This is a genomic window from Mesorhizobium sp. M0159 (assembly GCF_040322295.1).
GTDB lineage: Bacteria > Pseudomonadota > Alphaproteobacteria > Rhizobiales > Rhizobiaceae > Mesorhizobium.
Map to the genome: position 1 here is coordinate 1 of NZ_JAMYTF010000086.1, position 13355 is coordinate 13355.

Here is a 13355-nt window from a genome sequence, read left to right on the forward strand (position 1 = left end):
CCCTGTCCAAAACTGGCTTCGCCCCCGGGGATACCCCCCCCCCAGCGCCCCGCAACCAATGCACCGCCCGGGTGTGTGGCGGGGGTCCAGACCTCAAGCAAGGAATCCCGACCGTGGCCGAGCTGCCGTTCATCGATCCGCACCATCATTTGTGGGATCTGGAGGCCAATTATTATCCGTGGCTGACCGACGGGGTTAAGCCGTCAGCCTTCGGTGACTACGAGGCGATCCGAAAAAGTTACCTTCTCGAGGACTATCTTGAGGACGGCAAGAACCAGAACCTCGTAAAATCGGTGCACCTGGATGTGGGGTTCGATCCCAGCGATCCGGTTGGGGAGACGCGCTGGCTGCAGGAGATCGCCGACAAGCGGGGGTTTCCCCACGGCATCGTCGGCTATGCCGACCTGTCTAGACCCGATGTTGGCGAGCTCCTCGACCGCCACATGGAACATCAGAACTTCCGCGGCATTCGGCAGTCGATGAACTACCATCCCGACGCCGCTAAGACATATCAGGCGCGGGCGGAGGTGAGCCGGACACCCGAATGGCGGCGTGGTTTCCGGGAGCTGGCGAAGCATCGGCTGAGCTTCGACCTGCAGCTCTACTATCCCCAGATGGGCGAGTTCCTCGAACTCGCGCGCGACTTTCCCGACGTCCAGATCATTCTCAATCACACCGGCATGCAGGTCGACGGCGCCGAGCATTTTGGCGCCTGGAAAAAAGGCATGCACCAGTTGGCGCAAGCGCCGAACGTCGCCTGCAAAATCTCGGGCCTCGGCATGGGCGACTGGACTTGGACCATGGCCTCGATTCGTCCTTATGTCGAGGAGGCGATCGCAGCCTTCGGCGTCGGCCGCTCGATGTTCGCGACGAACTTTCCGGTCGACAAGCTGTTTTCGAGCTTCGATGCGATCGTGAACGCCTTCAAGGAGATCACGCGAGGCTACACCCATGAGGAGCGGCTTGCGTTGTTCCACGACAACGCCGCCCGGTTCTACCGACTTTAGATCACCGGCAAAGAGAAATAGCAGGAGAGTTCGACATGTTGCTGAAGGGCAAGGCCGTGGTGATTTCAGGGGCCGCGAGCCCTCGGGGGATAGGCCGCTCCACGGCAACGCTGATGGCGGAGCAAGGCGCGCGCATTGCTATTCTTGACCTCGATGAGCAACAGGCCCGTGACGCCGCCGAGTCGCTTGGGCCCGAGCACATTGGCCTCGCCTGTAACGTCGCCGACCTCGATGCGTGCAAGAGGGCTGCTGCCGAAGTGGCCGAAGCCTTCGGCAAGGTCGACGTGCTGTGCAACATTGCCGGGATCACGCAGCCCGCAAAGACACTGGATATCGGCCCGGCTGACTGGGACCGCATGCTCGATGTCAACCTACGCGGCGTGCTCTATCTCAGCCAGGCATTCATCCCGAACATGCGCGAAAATGGCGGTGGCTCGATCATCTGCATGTCGTCGGTTTCGGCCCAGCGCGGCGGCGGCATCTTCGGTGGCCCGCACTATTCGGCTGCCAAGGCGGGTGTTCTGGGGCTTGCCAAGGCCATGGCGCGCGAATTCGGTCCCGAAGGCATCCGCGTCAACTGTGTCACACCGGGCCTGATCCAGACCGACATCACCGGCGGCAAACTGACCGAAGCCATGCGCGCCGACATCATCAAGGGAATCCCGCTCAGCCGGCTGGGGGATGCGCGCGACGTCGCTGGCGCCTATCTCTTTTTGGCGTCCGATCTGGCCAGCTACATCACCGGCGCCGTGATCGACGTCAACGGTGGGATGCTGATCCATGGCTGAGAGGATAACGGATCTTGAGATGCCTCGCGCTGGCAGCAATGTCAGCCTGGCCGAACGAGCCTATCGTATCCGCCGACATGCCGTGCGAATGGGCCAAGTCCAGGGCCAAGGTTATGTCGGACAGGCGCTGGGTGTCGCCGACGTGCTTGCCGTCGCCTATTTCCATGCGCTTCGCTACCGGCCGGAGGACACGTTGTGGGAGGGACGCGACCGCTTCCTGCTGTCGATCGGACACTATGCGATCGCGCTCTACGCGGCTCTGATCGAAGCGGGCGTGCTGCCGGAGGAAGAGCTCGAAACCTATGGCAGCGATGAAAGCCGTATGCCGATGTCGGGCATGGCGCCATACACGCCCGGCATGGAGATCACCGGCGGCTCGCTCGGTCACGGCCTTGGCATTGCCGTTGGCATGTGCATGGGGCTGACGCGCAAGCGAAGCGACAGTTTCGTCTACAATCTTTTGTCCGACGGCGAGCTCGGTGAGGGCTCGACCTGGGAAGCCGCGATGTCGGCCGCCCACCACAAGCTCGACAATCTCATTGCCATTGTCGACTTCAACAATCAGCAGGCCGATGGTCCGTCGACGGCCATGCTCTCCTCCGAACCGGTGACCGACAAGTTCGAGGCGTTCGGCTGGCATGCGCAGCGCGTCGACGGCAACGACATCGAGGCGGTCCGCAAGGCCTTCGACCTGGCGCGCGGCCTGAAGGAACCTCGTCCGCGTGTGATCGTTTGCGATACGCGCATGGCCAAGGGTGTGCCATTCCTGGAAACCCGCGACATCACGCATTTCATCCGCGTCGAACCGCACGAATGGACGTTAGCGCTCGAAGCTTTGGAAAAGGGACGTCCGCGTTGAGGTTGTCAAAATTCGCGCCGCGCCACGCCGCCAATGCCGGTGAGCGCAAGACCACATCGGCGATGATCGCGTCGATCGCGCCCGATGGCGTACCGACACGCAATGCGCCGTTCGGGCACACACTGGCCAGACTGGCGCACCAGCGGCCCGGGATAGTTGGCCTGACGGCGGACCTCGCGAAATACACCGATCTCCATGTCTTCGCACAGGAGCATCCGGACCGCTTCTATCAGATGGGCATGGCGGAGCAGGTGCTGATGAGCGCCGCCGCCGGCTTGGCGCGGGAGGGTTTTACGCCCTTCGCCACCACCTACGCCGTCTTCGCATCGCGACGTGCCTACGATTTCATCTGCATGGCGATCGCCGAGGAGAAACTCAATGTGAAGATCGTCTGCGCCTTACCGGGGCTGACGACCGGCTACGGCCCCAGCCACCAGGCGACGGAGGACATCGCGATTTTCCGCGGGATGCCGAACCTGACGATCATCGACCCTTGCGACGCGCTCGACATCGAACAGGCCACGGAGGCGATCGCGGACTACAACGGGCCGGTCTACATGCGGCTTTTTCGCGGCAAGGTCCCTGTCGTGCTCGACGAGTACGATTACACATTCCAAATCGGCAAGGCACGCCTGTTGCGCGAGGGTGAGGATGTGCTGTTCATTTCAAGCGGCCTGATGACCATGCGCGCGCTGGAGGCGGCGAAGGCGCTTGAAGCCGACAGGATCGGCTGCGCCGTTCTGCACGTTCCGACGATCAAACCTCTGGATACGGAGGCGATACTTGCCGCGGCGCGCCGTCCGGGACGGCTGGTGGTGGCGGCGGAGAACCACACCATCATTGGTGGCCTTGGCGAAGGCGTTGCCGCGCTGCTGATGCGCGAGAGAGTGACCCCAGTCTTTCGCCAGATCGCCCTGCCCGACGAGTTCCTCGACGCTGGCGCGCTGCCGACGCTTCACGATCGCTACGGGATCTCAACTTCCGAGCTCGTGCGCCGCGTCCGCATTTGGAGCGAATGAGAAGTAAGAGCTCTCCCCATGCAACAGTTGAGCCATCGACTTGAACTGTGAGCTGGCTAACCCCGCCGCGGTTGTCGCGCTCGTCACAGCGTTGTGGACTAAGGACCTGGGCTTCCCTGATGCCTGTCAATCGGGCACATCCTGCGCGGCACTGATTGAGCACCGGCCTCCTGTTCAGATGCGGCTGGACAAGCTGTCTTCCAGTGGTAAGGAGAGAACTTCCTAGGATCTTGAACACACATCGAGGGCATTCGAGGACTTGGTGTCAGGCCCCCTGGTGCCGGTCTCCCGCGAGTTCGACGTAAGCAAGTTTCGGGATGTTGGCTCGTCTGTCCTTCGCGGCATATGGACCGGCGCGCGGCTCGCCTGTTCTCGGAACGGGTGTCACGGCACCGGTTTGGTCGAAGGTTGGTGGCGCGAAGCGAAAGAAGCTGGCCGCAACTACCTCGCCCGCCAGCAGGGCGACGCCGTCCTGGCCCCCGCCGGCTACAACTTCTCGCTCCTGCTCCGGTGGCGGAAGGCTCTTTTCGGGCTACTCATCGCCGCCCTCAAAAGTCAGCCGAAGGAGCTCGAAGCCTGACGGCCGATTACGGACATCTGCTGTTCGAGCAGGCAATCCCGAGCGACAACGGTGTCGTTGACGAACTGCGGCCTCATTTCGAGTCCGCCCATCTCGACGCACGGGAAGTGTATCATCGTACATCAGGATCGACTTCCATCCTGCGCCAACGGGCCCAGACTCCGGTATCATGCAGAGGTGGAAAGCTCATCTTCGGTCTGGCTCGCGATCCGGCTCGCGTTCGTGAGATTTCCCTGCGCCACCGGTCGCCGGGCTGAAGCGTCAGGATATCGGCGAAGACGCGGCATTCTTGAGCGTCCAGCTTGGGCGCGAGCCAAAGAGTAAATTCGGATCGCAGCAATGTTACGATCGCAAGCGGTGACACTCGGTCCGTAGGCCCAACTTTGATCAATCGCGGCCGGGCGCCAATCTCTCACCGCAGGTCCCCGAGTGCGCGCATGCAGTGCCTCCCAGCATTTGTCGGCCGGCGAGCAACGAATTTGCCCTGCAGTTGATGGCCAATCTGCTTGCGGTGATCGATGCGGGGGCAGCATTGTTGGGGTTTGCACGAAATCCGCGTCGCACTGAGCCGGCATCAGCCGCCCCGATCTCGCCCAGCAACAAGGACAGGCCGCACCTAACCCAAGGCCACCGAAGCGGCACGGACGTTCAGTCGATGTTTACCATTCGCTATTATCTTTCGCGAAGCGGCAAGGTTCTGAGTACCGCGCAAGTCAAAGGGCCTGCTCCAGACAATGGGGCGGGCCTTTTTGCGTCACTTTGGAGAACGGACTCCAACGAATTGCCGGTTACCTGAAAAATAGGCCCCAGGCTGTGAAACGTCGAACGTGGCCGGGTTGTTGGTGCATCCGCAATCGGTTGGAAGGCAGGCCCCATTCTCGCGATACTCTGCCAGCGTCAGGGCTGGGCCAGCGGTAGGTTAGGGCGTCACGACCCGCAACATGGCGGCGTCATAGACGAACGAAACACGATTTCGTCCATGTTGTTTCGCTTCAAAAAGGCACCGTCCGGCAGTGCGAAGGACGTCCTGAGCATCTGCATTGGGAGAAATTTCCGCGCCTCCAATGCTGACAGTCACTTTCACCCATGAGAGCGCGTTTAATTAAGTTGGGGTCAATTCGTGGCAGCAGGGTTCGTGCTATGAAGAAGGGACCGGTTCCCAACCGCGGCGAGGCACTTGCCTTCATCAGTGCCAGTCTCAAAGAACTGGAGGCACTGCGCGGCGGGTCTCGTGTATTGTCGCGTCGACTGACCAGTGCGCTTGATGCGCATGGTGGATGCGGTGGCTTCACCTGGGTGACCGCGAGCCCCATCGATGTTTCCTGGTCCAGGGAACCAAAACCTTTAACCGGTGCGAAGAAAAGGCATGACGTCGGCGCGAAAAAACAGCCGGACGGTCACTCCCTCCGCCAGATGCCCTTGATTTCATTAAACCTTTTGTCGGTATCTTCTTGCGGCCCCAATTTCGGCCCTAACGGACAGACTCGTCAGTGAGTCGTGGGGCTCGGGAACAGGAACTTGTACCCTTCCTTGAGAATCCACCGGGCGCGGGCGAGATGAGTTTCCCAGGCTCGGTGCGCCCGCTTCGGTTCCTTCTCGGGATCGATATGCAGCACAGTCCTGGCAACCACGCGCCAATCCTCGTCGTCATAGGCGGCGTCCAGCAGCCACATATACATGGCGACGCGTTTATTGTCGTATGGGGTGAGGTAGGGCTCGCTTGGCGCTTCGTCTGCGACCTCGGGATCCGGAAGCGGGCTGACCACTATGCCGCCTTCTTCGGGTCGCCGATGACGCGCGCCGGCAGATACGCTGGAGCCGGAGGCGGCAGCAAAAAATTGTTGTCAGCTGCAGTGCTCATGGGCGCAATATACATTGCGAATAGTGCCCATTCAACGCTGCGATCAAGATGGACGCGGCACGAGTCTTGCATGGCGCTCAACACGGCGAAGACCAAAGAAAACCGCGTGCGCTCCCTCGGCCATATCAATCGATTTTATCCGACGTGTCACATCCGCGTGATCTAGCGACACCTAATAAAGCGGCTAAGGGGGACCGTGGTTTTGGGGAAAAATTCTTATGAACAGCCAAAAAGACGCAGAGCGTATCCGGGCCGAAATGTCGATCGCACAGGCGATTTACGACGCCATTTGCGAGATGAACGGATCTTCGTACAGGCAAGACAAAGTACCTTTGCGGTGGGATACTTCGTCAGGCACACCGTTGAGCCTGATGAGTATTGACGGCTTTTTCGAATTGCGGGAACTGGCCCGGCGGATAGCGTCGAAGATCGACACGCCTGCGCTCATCAGTCTCAAAAGCCACACCGCGCAGCCGTCGAAAAAGATTGACTTCCACTAGGGTAGATTTGCCATCGCCGTGAAAAGGTTGCTCGAGATCACGTCGAGGATGGCATCCACCTGGCCCGTGGCGCGGTTGTCGCGCTGGTCGACGCCATCCGCGCCTGCGAGGTCGGTGACGCTTGCGCCGGCCCAAGCACGGCATTCTGCCCCGAACCAAAAACTGGGGAGGGCCGAATGTTCGAAATCGGAAGAGATTACCGCATCACCATGATTGTAGCCGTTCCGGGCGACTGGAGCGACGAAACTGGCGTCTGGACGGTCGCGGAAGTTGATGGGACGCTAGTGAAACTCACCAATCCCTACACCCCGGACACGATCATTAACACGGCGTCATGGCATTTCGTCCGCGCCGAGATTGTCTAGGCGCAACTTAGAAGTTGTCGAACAGCCCCGCCGCCATCATGCCGCCGATCAGGTCCTGTCCAAGATTGTTGGGGTGAGTTCCGTCTCCAGGACCCATCCAATGAACGTAGTTGAACTGGTTGATGATGAAGCGGCGGTACAGATCGACCACTGGCACCCTGTTTAGGGCGCAGACCTCAAGCATGGCGTTGGCGTAGTCGATCAGCTGGCTTCCGGCTCCTCCCGCAGTGCCGTCCAGCGTCCGCCATATCGGCGTCGTGAAGATGAGCTTCAGGTTCGGCCGGGCGGTCATGATCGTCTGGATGCCGTAGTTGATGGCTCCCTTGAAGGTCGCCCCGGTTATGTCCGCATTGGTGCCGATGGGGCACGTCGGGCCGGCGCCGGTGAAGTCGTTGGTGCCGAACGAGGGGATCAGGTAATCCAGCAGGCTGTAATCCACCGATGCCATGCGCGCTGCAATCGCTGGAAAGGTGCCTCCGATGACCGTTGCTGCGGCTATCTGTTGGGAAAAATCACCGGAGGCAATGGCATCGGCCAGCCGGTAAAACGAGAACTTGTCATAGTTCGCAGCATGGTTGGCCATGCGGGTACCGCCGCCGCCGCAGTTGGTGATCGTCATGCCGGTGCGCTGGGCAATCTTGGCGGTCGGCGTGATGCCCGGCCAGATGACACTTTCGATGATGCTATCGCCGAAGTGCGCACCGATCTTGCCGGCGAACTGCGAGGCCGGCACGGAGGCAACGTCCTTGGCCAGTTTGTCAAACCGGCCATGGTTATCGATCAGCCGGCCCGGTGCCTTCTGGATGGCCCAGCCGGGAAGGTAGGCATCCGCGGCCAAGGCCCCTGTCGGAAGGATGCGGAGCTGGTGATTAAGGCCGTAGGTAACGTCGTTCTGGGTGACCACGATGGGCAGCGAAATATACGTCAGGCCATTGACCGTTTTGGTTATCTGAACGGTCTGGGTCACCCCGGACGACACCGGAATGTAGTGGATGAACTGGATGGACTGGGCACTCCCCGCCATGAAGGCGAAGATACACCAGACAGTTTCTCCCACCGTCAACCCTGCTTCGGCTACGGGCGTCTTGATGTCGTGCAGCGTGGCCGGCCGGCAGCTTGATGGCCTGGTGCCGAAGGGCGAGCCTGCCGGCGCGTTGACCAGAACAGGAGGAAACCCGCCAGCCGATGCTCCGATCAGGGGGTTGCCAGCATAGTCGTTGGTGACGCCGCTGGCCGCAATGCGGAAGAACGGGTCGATGTTAAGCTTCGGGTGCGCATCCTCCGCCACCATGGCCGCAGATTGGAGAGCCCCGCCGATGTAGGTCAGGCGTGACTTGGCCTTCTGGACAGCCCAGCCGAGCACGAACAGGCATTCGCACCGACGCCGGCAGCGATGTTGAGCCGAACCAGCAGGCTCGTGCCAAACGTGACATCGTTCTGGGTCGGCGTGACGGTCAGCCCAACGCTCATGTAGCCCAGCCCGCCCGCCACTGCCGGGTTGACCGTGTTGCTCTCGTTGTGCGCCACCCCGGATGACACCGTGATGCTGCCGATGATCTGAAGGCTTTGTGCGGCGATCAGATCAACGATGATTTCAACGGGTTCACCAACCCGCAGGCCGAGGTCGGCAGCGGACACTTTGAGGTCCAAAAGCGTCGCCCCGACCGACAGAGACAAGGCGCCACGCCTGTCGTTCAATTTTGGCGAGGTGATATTCGGAAACGGCTTCGTGTCGGCGAGGGTGCGGCATCCCGCAGAATAGGAATATATTCCGCATGCCGTCAAGCACATAGACTTCGTCCTGCCCTCAGCGCCTGCTCGCCGCGGGCATTTTGGGGGGAAGCATGAATCAAGTTACGTGCGTTTGTAGCCATCAGCGTTTTGTCGGGCTGCGCTACTCGCCCAGCCGACATCAAGCCCATGCTGGTTTCGTCCAGCGTATACGCGGGCAAGTCCTGCAGCCAGTTGGAAGCCGAACTTTACCGAACGAGTTCCGACCTCGCGCCGATAATGGCCGTACAAGACAGAACCGCCCGCCGTGACGTGGACGGCGTGTTTTGGCTTGGCTTGCCGGTTGGCAGCATGATGCGACAACACGACATCAAGGTACGTGAAGCCAAGACCGGCGAGCTGAAGGGCAACATGAACGCGATCAACGCAGCCCGACGAAAGGGCGGCTGTGTTGCAGTCTGTAAGCCGTTCCAACGTTAAAAATTGTCGGGTTGCTCCCCGCCCTCGCGACTGCGGAGTGGTCGTTTCATCGATTGACTCGCGTAATGCACCGGCAGTTAATCTCCCCGCCAGGGCAAAAGAGGGGCTATGAAACTGGGAGCAAACGATGACTGTCCAAAAAGAAGACTATCGAACCAACAGAGCCGACTACGCCATAGCTGCGATGCATAGCCGAGCGACCGCTGAGGGCGATCGTGACGATTTGTTGACGAGGAAAAAGTCCCTGTGGGTAACAGATCGGCGATCTGCAAAATTGGCTGCAAACCCGTCCGAAAGCTCGCCAGAACCCAAGGCAAAAGCGCCGCTAAGTGAATCGGACGCCAGCCACTTTCTTACCGCCGCGTACTTCGTTCGCATGGTTCGATTATATTAGATTTATCTAAAATACCAACCAGCCAGTCGAGCATTCCCGAACGCTCGCTGGTCAGGCCCAGCGGCCGCCCCCTAACCCAAGCTGCTGGGCCGCCCGCTAAGGAAGTGCGTTGTATCACTGATACGGTCGTCGGTGACCGCCTCCGTACCGCGGCCGTGATCGCAACCACGTCACCGATGCCAACGCCCCGCATCGTACCACTCAAACGAATGGCCTGGATGCGTTTAGTATCCATTCTCGGGAGACCCACGCATGGGTGTCGCTTGGGAGACAAGTGACTCCCCTTTAAAGGCATCGAGATGCTACGAGCGCCGAAAAGTCAGTTCCTTAGACCTAAAGATCGGGCGATTTGCCAGCGGGTTGTCGACCAGATAACCGCCGACGCTAAATGGTACAGCACTTCGATAGACGGTCAGATTCTGGCCTCGACCACGCTGAATCTCTTTCAATCAGGGGTCGTAAACGAAACGAATTTGCTGGCACATGTTCGCGCGCGGCGCCACGACTTCACTAAACTGACAGGCTAGCTCCACCCGGGCGGAAACAGCGCGTTTCAGCAAATCGTGAATTGACCTGCATCCATGGAAGCCGGTTGGCGGCACGGCAGTTGGCTGAAGATCAAGAGCTACATGGTGGAAGAATATGACTTGCTCGGCGGGTGGACCGGCCGCTGCGATATTTGCTGTCGCGGCGGCCAACACACCCAAGTGGCCGGCTGCTGTCATGCGACCACAGAGCCGCCACGTCAGCCAGCCCAAGATGGCCAATAGGACGAACGACCTTGTAATATCGCTTCATTCGTCGCCCGAGCGCCGCGCTTCTTTTCCACAAGCGTTTCGGCTCGTGGAGCAATGACTTGTCGAAAGATCCGCGCGCAAACTGTTCATACCGGCTCTTGCCGGTGCTGCCGGAGGTACCGAGCAGCACCGCGAGATCGGGATGCAGGACTTCCCGGTTTCCGCGCGGCAGCGCCAGCGGGCGTCTACGCGTCTGCAGATGATTTCGGGCGAATAGTCGGCGACGAAGTCGTCCAGAGCCGATGCGTTGCAGGGCGGGATCAATGCGACGGCGTGCCTGCCGTGCATGGCTGCCAGATAGGAGATGACCGCGTGTTCCGTCGGCTCGGCTGCTACCGCGACCAGCTTTTTCTCCGGTCCGAACTCGGCTGCCACCGCTGTGACACGTAGCGCAAGATCGCGGTAGGTGATCGGCGTGCGGCCGGGAAAGATCAGCGCCGGACGATCGCCGTGTTCGTCCAAGCGTCGGGTTAACCCCATTCCCCTGATCTCCGTCAATCTGAAAGGCTTATTGCACCCATCAGTGCAGGCGGGGACGCCGCTATCACGTTTGTTGACTGATTGCATCAACTTTCACGGATGTGTTCGCGCGCGAGCGGAGGCATTGGTTGCGACCATGCCCATGTCATCGAGGAACTTTGGCACGAGGCCGGCCAACAGCGGGAGCCCGCGATTCTCTTGGCACGTTGGCAACGCTTGGAGCCGAACACACCTTGCAGCAGCGCCGGCACATCCACATCGGCATCGAGCTGCGGCCAGTGCAGGCCAAGGCCGGTCGGGCTAATCCCGCTCTCGGTGGACAAGGCTCAGAAGAGCCGACATGGGATGAATCGGTTTGTCGAGGGCGAGGATCGCCGGCAAGCGACACTCTTTCCCGAGTGCCTAGACGTTTAGGTGATGCAGGACAATCCGGTCCGACTCATCGAAGTCTTCATCGAGAACTCGACCTCGGCGCCGTCGGCTTTGCCGGGTCGTGCTGGAAGCGACCAGCGGCCTGCCTATCATCCGAGGCCGATCCTGCGAAGCCAGTTGCTGCGCCGTCTGTGTGGAGACCCGCTCCGGGGCACAAGCCGCGCGAACTCCCTTCTCCTTTCCGTCAATATATCGCCGTGCCGCTCTTCGCGGCGAACGGCTGCTCGACGCTAAAGCCGAACGGCGTGCTCGAACCTGGGCATAGCCAACCGATATCGCGCGGCTTCATTTTTTAGTCACTGCGCAGGATTTTTGCTTCGAGCGCGGCTGCGACGAAAGCTCTTCGTGCAGCTGATGGATGAGCCTCGCCACGCAATACTTGCCGACAGGCGTCCATCGGTATCTTCCGTTTCTCGGTCCGACGACTAAGATCACGGAGCAAGATAGCGGCCGCGTCATTGACGTCGAACACGATACGCTCCGATCTGTGACGGCTAACCTTAGCAACCATTGGCCGCTCAAATCTGCTCAAGCCGATCATCTCTCCGCCTCCTCTACGGCAACAGGCCTCGGTCGCACTTCTTTGCCAGCCGAATGGTTCCGCTGCATCTTCGTCGCTGGACTTGGCACTAGCCTAGCGACCGAGTGCAGTGGGTCTGGTTATGATGGGGGTTGCGCGAGATCTGCCGTTTTGCTGTTGATTTTGAGAAGCTTTTGCTTTCGGCGAACTGTGAAATCTCGACACAGTGCCCTCCTTGGCGTGCTACCCGCGCCAGCCTCGCACATTTCGCGTATGCCTACACTTTCACTTTTCCACTGCCCGACTTGCAGGCAGCGAGCCACTGCATCGCGGAGGTTGCATCTTCCAATATAGCGGCCCGTTTCGCAAAGCCGAAAAAGGCATTGCGCGCTGCGCTTACAGGTATTCGCTCGTCGTATGCATCATAGCACGCCTTGAGGGCGGCTTCGTGGATCAAGTCTCTGCGGTTTCCTGGCCACTCGTTGAGGAAATCGATGGCGTCGGCCAGGCTGGCAATCTCTTGCACGATGTACGTTGCACGCTTAACGAAAACTGGGCTGCGGAAAGCATCAGGGTTCATTCGTTCCTCCCGACCTGCTGAATACCTACTTTGCGTGATGAGCCGCCTCATCGACATCCGCCGAGCATTGCAGAATGTGTTGTCAGAGCGATGACGGTTTAAGAGGAAGGCAGCGGGTCGTTGTCCTCTGGTGCAGTCTTCGGAGGGGAGCTTGAGAGTCACGGTTTGGCAGCCCATCACCTCGGGCCATTGGGCAAAGATCTGCACGCTGACTCGAGCGTGGCTTGGCAGTCTATTTGGGCGCTCACATGCCAATGCGGCTTCGCACCCGCGATCGGTCAAAGTTCTCCTGTTGGTTGTCAATGCCGCTCGAATTTTCCCCAAAAGTGCCGAAGTAAAATTCCCCAGTTTCGCCGCTCAGGCTGTTGCGGAAGGGTGTCCATTTTTCGGCGGCCGGCCGCGCGGTCGTGATGGTGCGTTGAGCGTCGGCGGCGTGATGGAGGCTTTTGATCGCAGGTGTTCGGGCATGAGCTCGGCGTGTTGTCGGAGCCGATAGCTCGATCCTTCGATCTGGACGACGACCGCATGATGAAGCAGGCGATCGAGAAGTGCGGTTGCGACGACAGGATCGCCGAAGACCTCGCCCCATTCGGCGAAGCCGCGGTTTGAGGTGAGAATCATGGCGCCCTTCTCATAGCGGGCGTTGACGAGCTGGAAGAACAGATTGCCGCCACCGTGGATGACGGGCAGGTAGCCGATCTCGTCGACAACGAGCAGAGCAGGCCGGCAGAAGAAGCGGATGCGTTCCTGCAGGCGGCCTTCGCGTTCGGCCCTTGCCAGTGCGGCGATGAGTTCGGCGAGCGTGCAGAAATAGACGCTCTTTCCAGCCTTCACAGCCTCGACGGCAAGTGCGATGGCCAGATGGCTCTTGCCTGTGCCGGTCGGACTGGGCTCATAATGCCCGTTATCAGGATGGCGAGGCAAAGAAGATTGTCCGTTACGCCTTTCATCCACGTTCGGGC

Annotated in this window: 17 protein-coding genes and 1 pseudogene; 9 read left to right on the forward strand and 9 right to left on the reverse strand. The window is 60.2% G+C overall.

Annotation, left to right across the window (positions count from 1 at the left end):
• The first annotated feature begins 113 nt into the window (after positions 1 to 113).
• The 6 genes and pseudogenes from NKJ32_RS33790 to NKJ32_RS33815 all read left to right on the forward strand — a co-directional run bounded on the left by NKJ32_RS33790 (position 114) and on the right by NKJ32_RS33815 (position 5747).
• Positions 114 to 1007 carry an amidohydrolase family protein gene (locus NKJ32_RS33790; protein ID WP_352830209.1) on the forward strand — a complete coding sequence of 298 codons (894 nt, stop codon included), beginning with the start codon at positions 114 to 116 and terminating at the stop codon, positions 1005 to 1007.
• Between the two features lie 35 nt (positions 1008 to 1042).
• Positions 1043 to 1795 (forward strand): SDR family NAD(P)-dependent oxidoreductase, encoded by a 753-nt coding sequence (locus NKJ32_RS33795; protein WP_023722445.1) that lies wholly within the window; start codon positions 1043 to 1045, stop codon positions 1793 to 1795.
• A 19-nt stretch (positions 1796 to 1814) separates the two neighbouring features.
• Positions 1815 to 2654 (forward strand): transketolase, encoded by an 840-nt coding sequence (locus NKJ32_RS33800; protein ID WP_352830220.1) that lies wholly within the window; start codon positions 1815 to 1817, stop codon positions 2652 to 2654.
• Complete coding sequence (locus NKJ32_RS33805; protein ID WP_502902728.1) at positions 2651 to 3673, forward strand: transketolase family protein; 1023 nt, start codon at positions 2651 to 2653, stop codon at positions 3671 to 3673. The genes NKJ32_RS33800 and NKJ32_RS33805 overlap by 4 nt, the downstream gene beginning before the upstream one ends.
• Before the next feature lie 433 nt (positions 3674 to 4106).
• Positions 4107 to 4253, forward strand: a pseudogene (locus NKJ32_RS33810) (IS5/IS1182 family transposase); the annotation flags it as partial.
• A gap of 1140 nt (positions 4254 to 5393) precedes the next feature.
• Complete coding sequence (locus NKJ32_RS33815) at positions 5394 to 5747, forward strand: hypothetical protein (protein WP_352451783.1); 354 nt, start codon at positions 5394 to 5396, stop codon at positions 5745 to 5747.
• Here the strand turns inward: NKJ32_RS33815 and NKJ32_RS33820 are convergent.
• Positions 5741 to 6019 (reverse strand): hypothetical protein, encoded by a 279-nt coding sequence (locus NKJ32_RS33820; protein ID WP_023722441.1) that lies wholly within the window; start codon positions 6017 to 6019, stop codon positions 5741 to 5743. The two genes, NKJ32_RS33815 and NKJ32_RS33820, sit on opposite strands and share 7 nt — an antisense overlap.
• A 313-nt stretch (positions 6020 to 6332) precedes the next feature.
• Here NKJ32_RS33820 and NKJ32_RS33825 point away from each other — a divergent pair, with 313 nt between their 5' ends.
• Together NKJ32_RS33825 and NKJ32_RS33830 are read left to right on the forward strand one after the other, a co-directional pair.
• On the forward strand, positions 6333 to 6614 hold the full coding sequence (locus tag NKJ32_RS33825) for a hypothetical protein (protein ID WP_023722439.1): 282 nt from the start codon (positions 6333 to 6335) through the stop codon (positions 6612 to 6614).
• 176 nt (positions 6615 to 6790) lie between these two features.
• On the forward strand, positions 6791 to 6979 hold the full coding sequence (locus tag NKJ32_RS33830; protein ID WP_023722438.1) for a hypothetical protein: 189 nt from the start codon (positions 6791 to 6793) through the stop codon (positions 6977 to 6979).
• A 7-nt stretch (positions 6980 to 6986) separates the two neighbouring features.
• On the opposite strand, the gene NKJ32_RS33835 is transcribed toward NKJ32_RS33830, so the two are convergent.
• Entirely contained in the window at positions 6987 to 8342 is a 1356-nt protein-coding gene (locus tag NKJ32_RS33835; RefSeq protein WP_352707953.1) for an SGNH/GDSL hydrolase family protein, read from the reverse strand.
• Positions 8303 to 8656, reverse strand: a complete 354-nt coding sequence (locus NKJ32_RS33840; protein ID WP_352707952.1) for a hypothetical protein — start codon at positions 8654 to 8656, stop codon at positions 8303 to 8305. The genes NKJ32_RS33835 and NKJ32_RS33840 overlap by 40 nt, the downstream gene beginning before the upstream one ends.
• Before the next feature lie 243 nt (positions 8657 to 8899).
• Here NKJ32_RS33840 and NKJ32_RS33845 point away from each other — a divergent pair, with 243 nt between their 5' ends.
• The gene (locus NKJ32_RS33845; protein WP_352707951.1) at positions 8900 to 9190 is read left to right on the forward strand and encodes a hypothetical protein; all 291 of its coding nucleotides are present in this window, start codon (positions 8900 to 8902) and stop codon (positions 9188 to 9190) included.
• 843 nt (positions 9191 to 10033) lie between these two features.
• On the opposite strand, the gene NKJ32_RS33850 is transcribed toward NKJ32_RS33845, so the two are convergent.
• The 6 genes from NKJ32_RS33850 to NKJ32_RS33875 form a co-directional block, all read right to left on the reverse strand.
• Positions 10034 to 10309, reverse strand: coding sequence for a hypothetical protein (locus NKJ32_RS33850; RefSeq protein WP_156948355.1), 276 nt, complete (start codon positions 10307 to 10309; stop codon positions 10034 to 10036).
• A gap of 69 nt (positions 10310 to 10378) precedes the next feature.
• Positions 10379 to 10861 (reverse strand): class I adenylate-forming enzyme family protein, encoded by a 483-nt coding sequence (locus NKJ32_RS33855; RefSeq protein ID WP_352830213.1) that lies wholly within the window; start codon positions 10859 to 10861, stop codon positions 10379 to 10381.
• An 86-nt stretch (positions 10862 to 10947) separates the two neighbouring features.
• A complete protein-coding gene (locus tag NKJ32_RS33860) occupies positions 10948 to 11184 on the reverse strand; it encodes a DUF2442 domain-containing protein (protein WP_352774745.1) in 237 nt (78 codons plus the stop codon).
• Positions 11185 to 11585: 401 nt separating this feature from the next.
• Positions 11586 to 11834, reverse strand: a complete 249-nt coding sequence (locus NKJ32_RS33865; protein WP_352830215.1) for a DUF982 domain-containing protein — start codon at positions 11832 to 11834, stop codon at positions 11586 to 11588.
• Positions 11835 to 12090: 256 nt separating this feature from the next.
• The gene (locus NKJ32_RS33870) at positions 12091 to 12393 is read right to left on the reverse strand and encodes a DUF982 domain-containing protein (protein ID WP_352509682.1); all 303 of its coding nucleotides are present in this window, start codon (positions 12391 to 12393) and stop codon (positions 12091 to 12093) included.
• Positions 12394 to 12750: 357 nt separating this feature from the next.
• A partial coding sequence (locus NKJ32_RS33875) for an ATP-binding protein (protein ID WP_352830217.1) occupies positions 12751 to 13355 on the reverse strand: 605 nt, incomplete at its 5' end.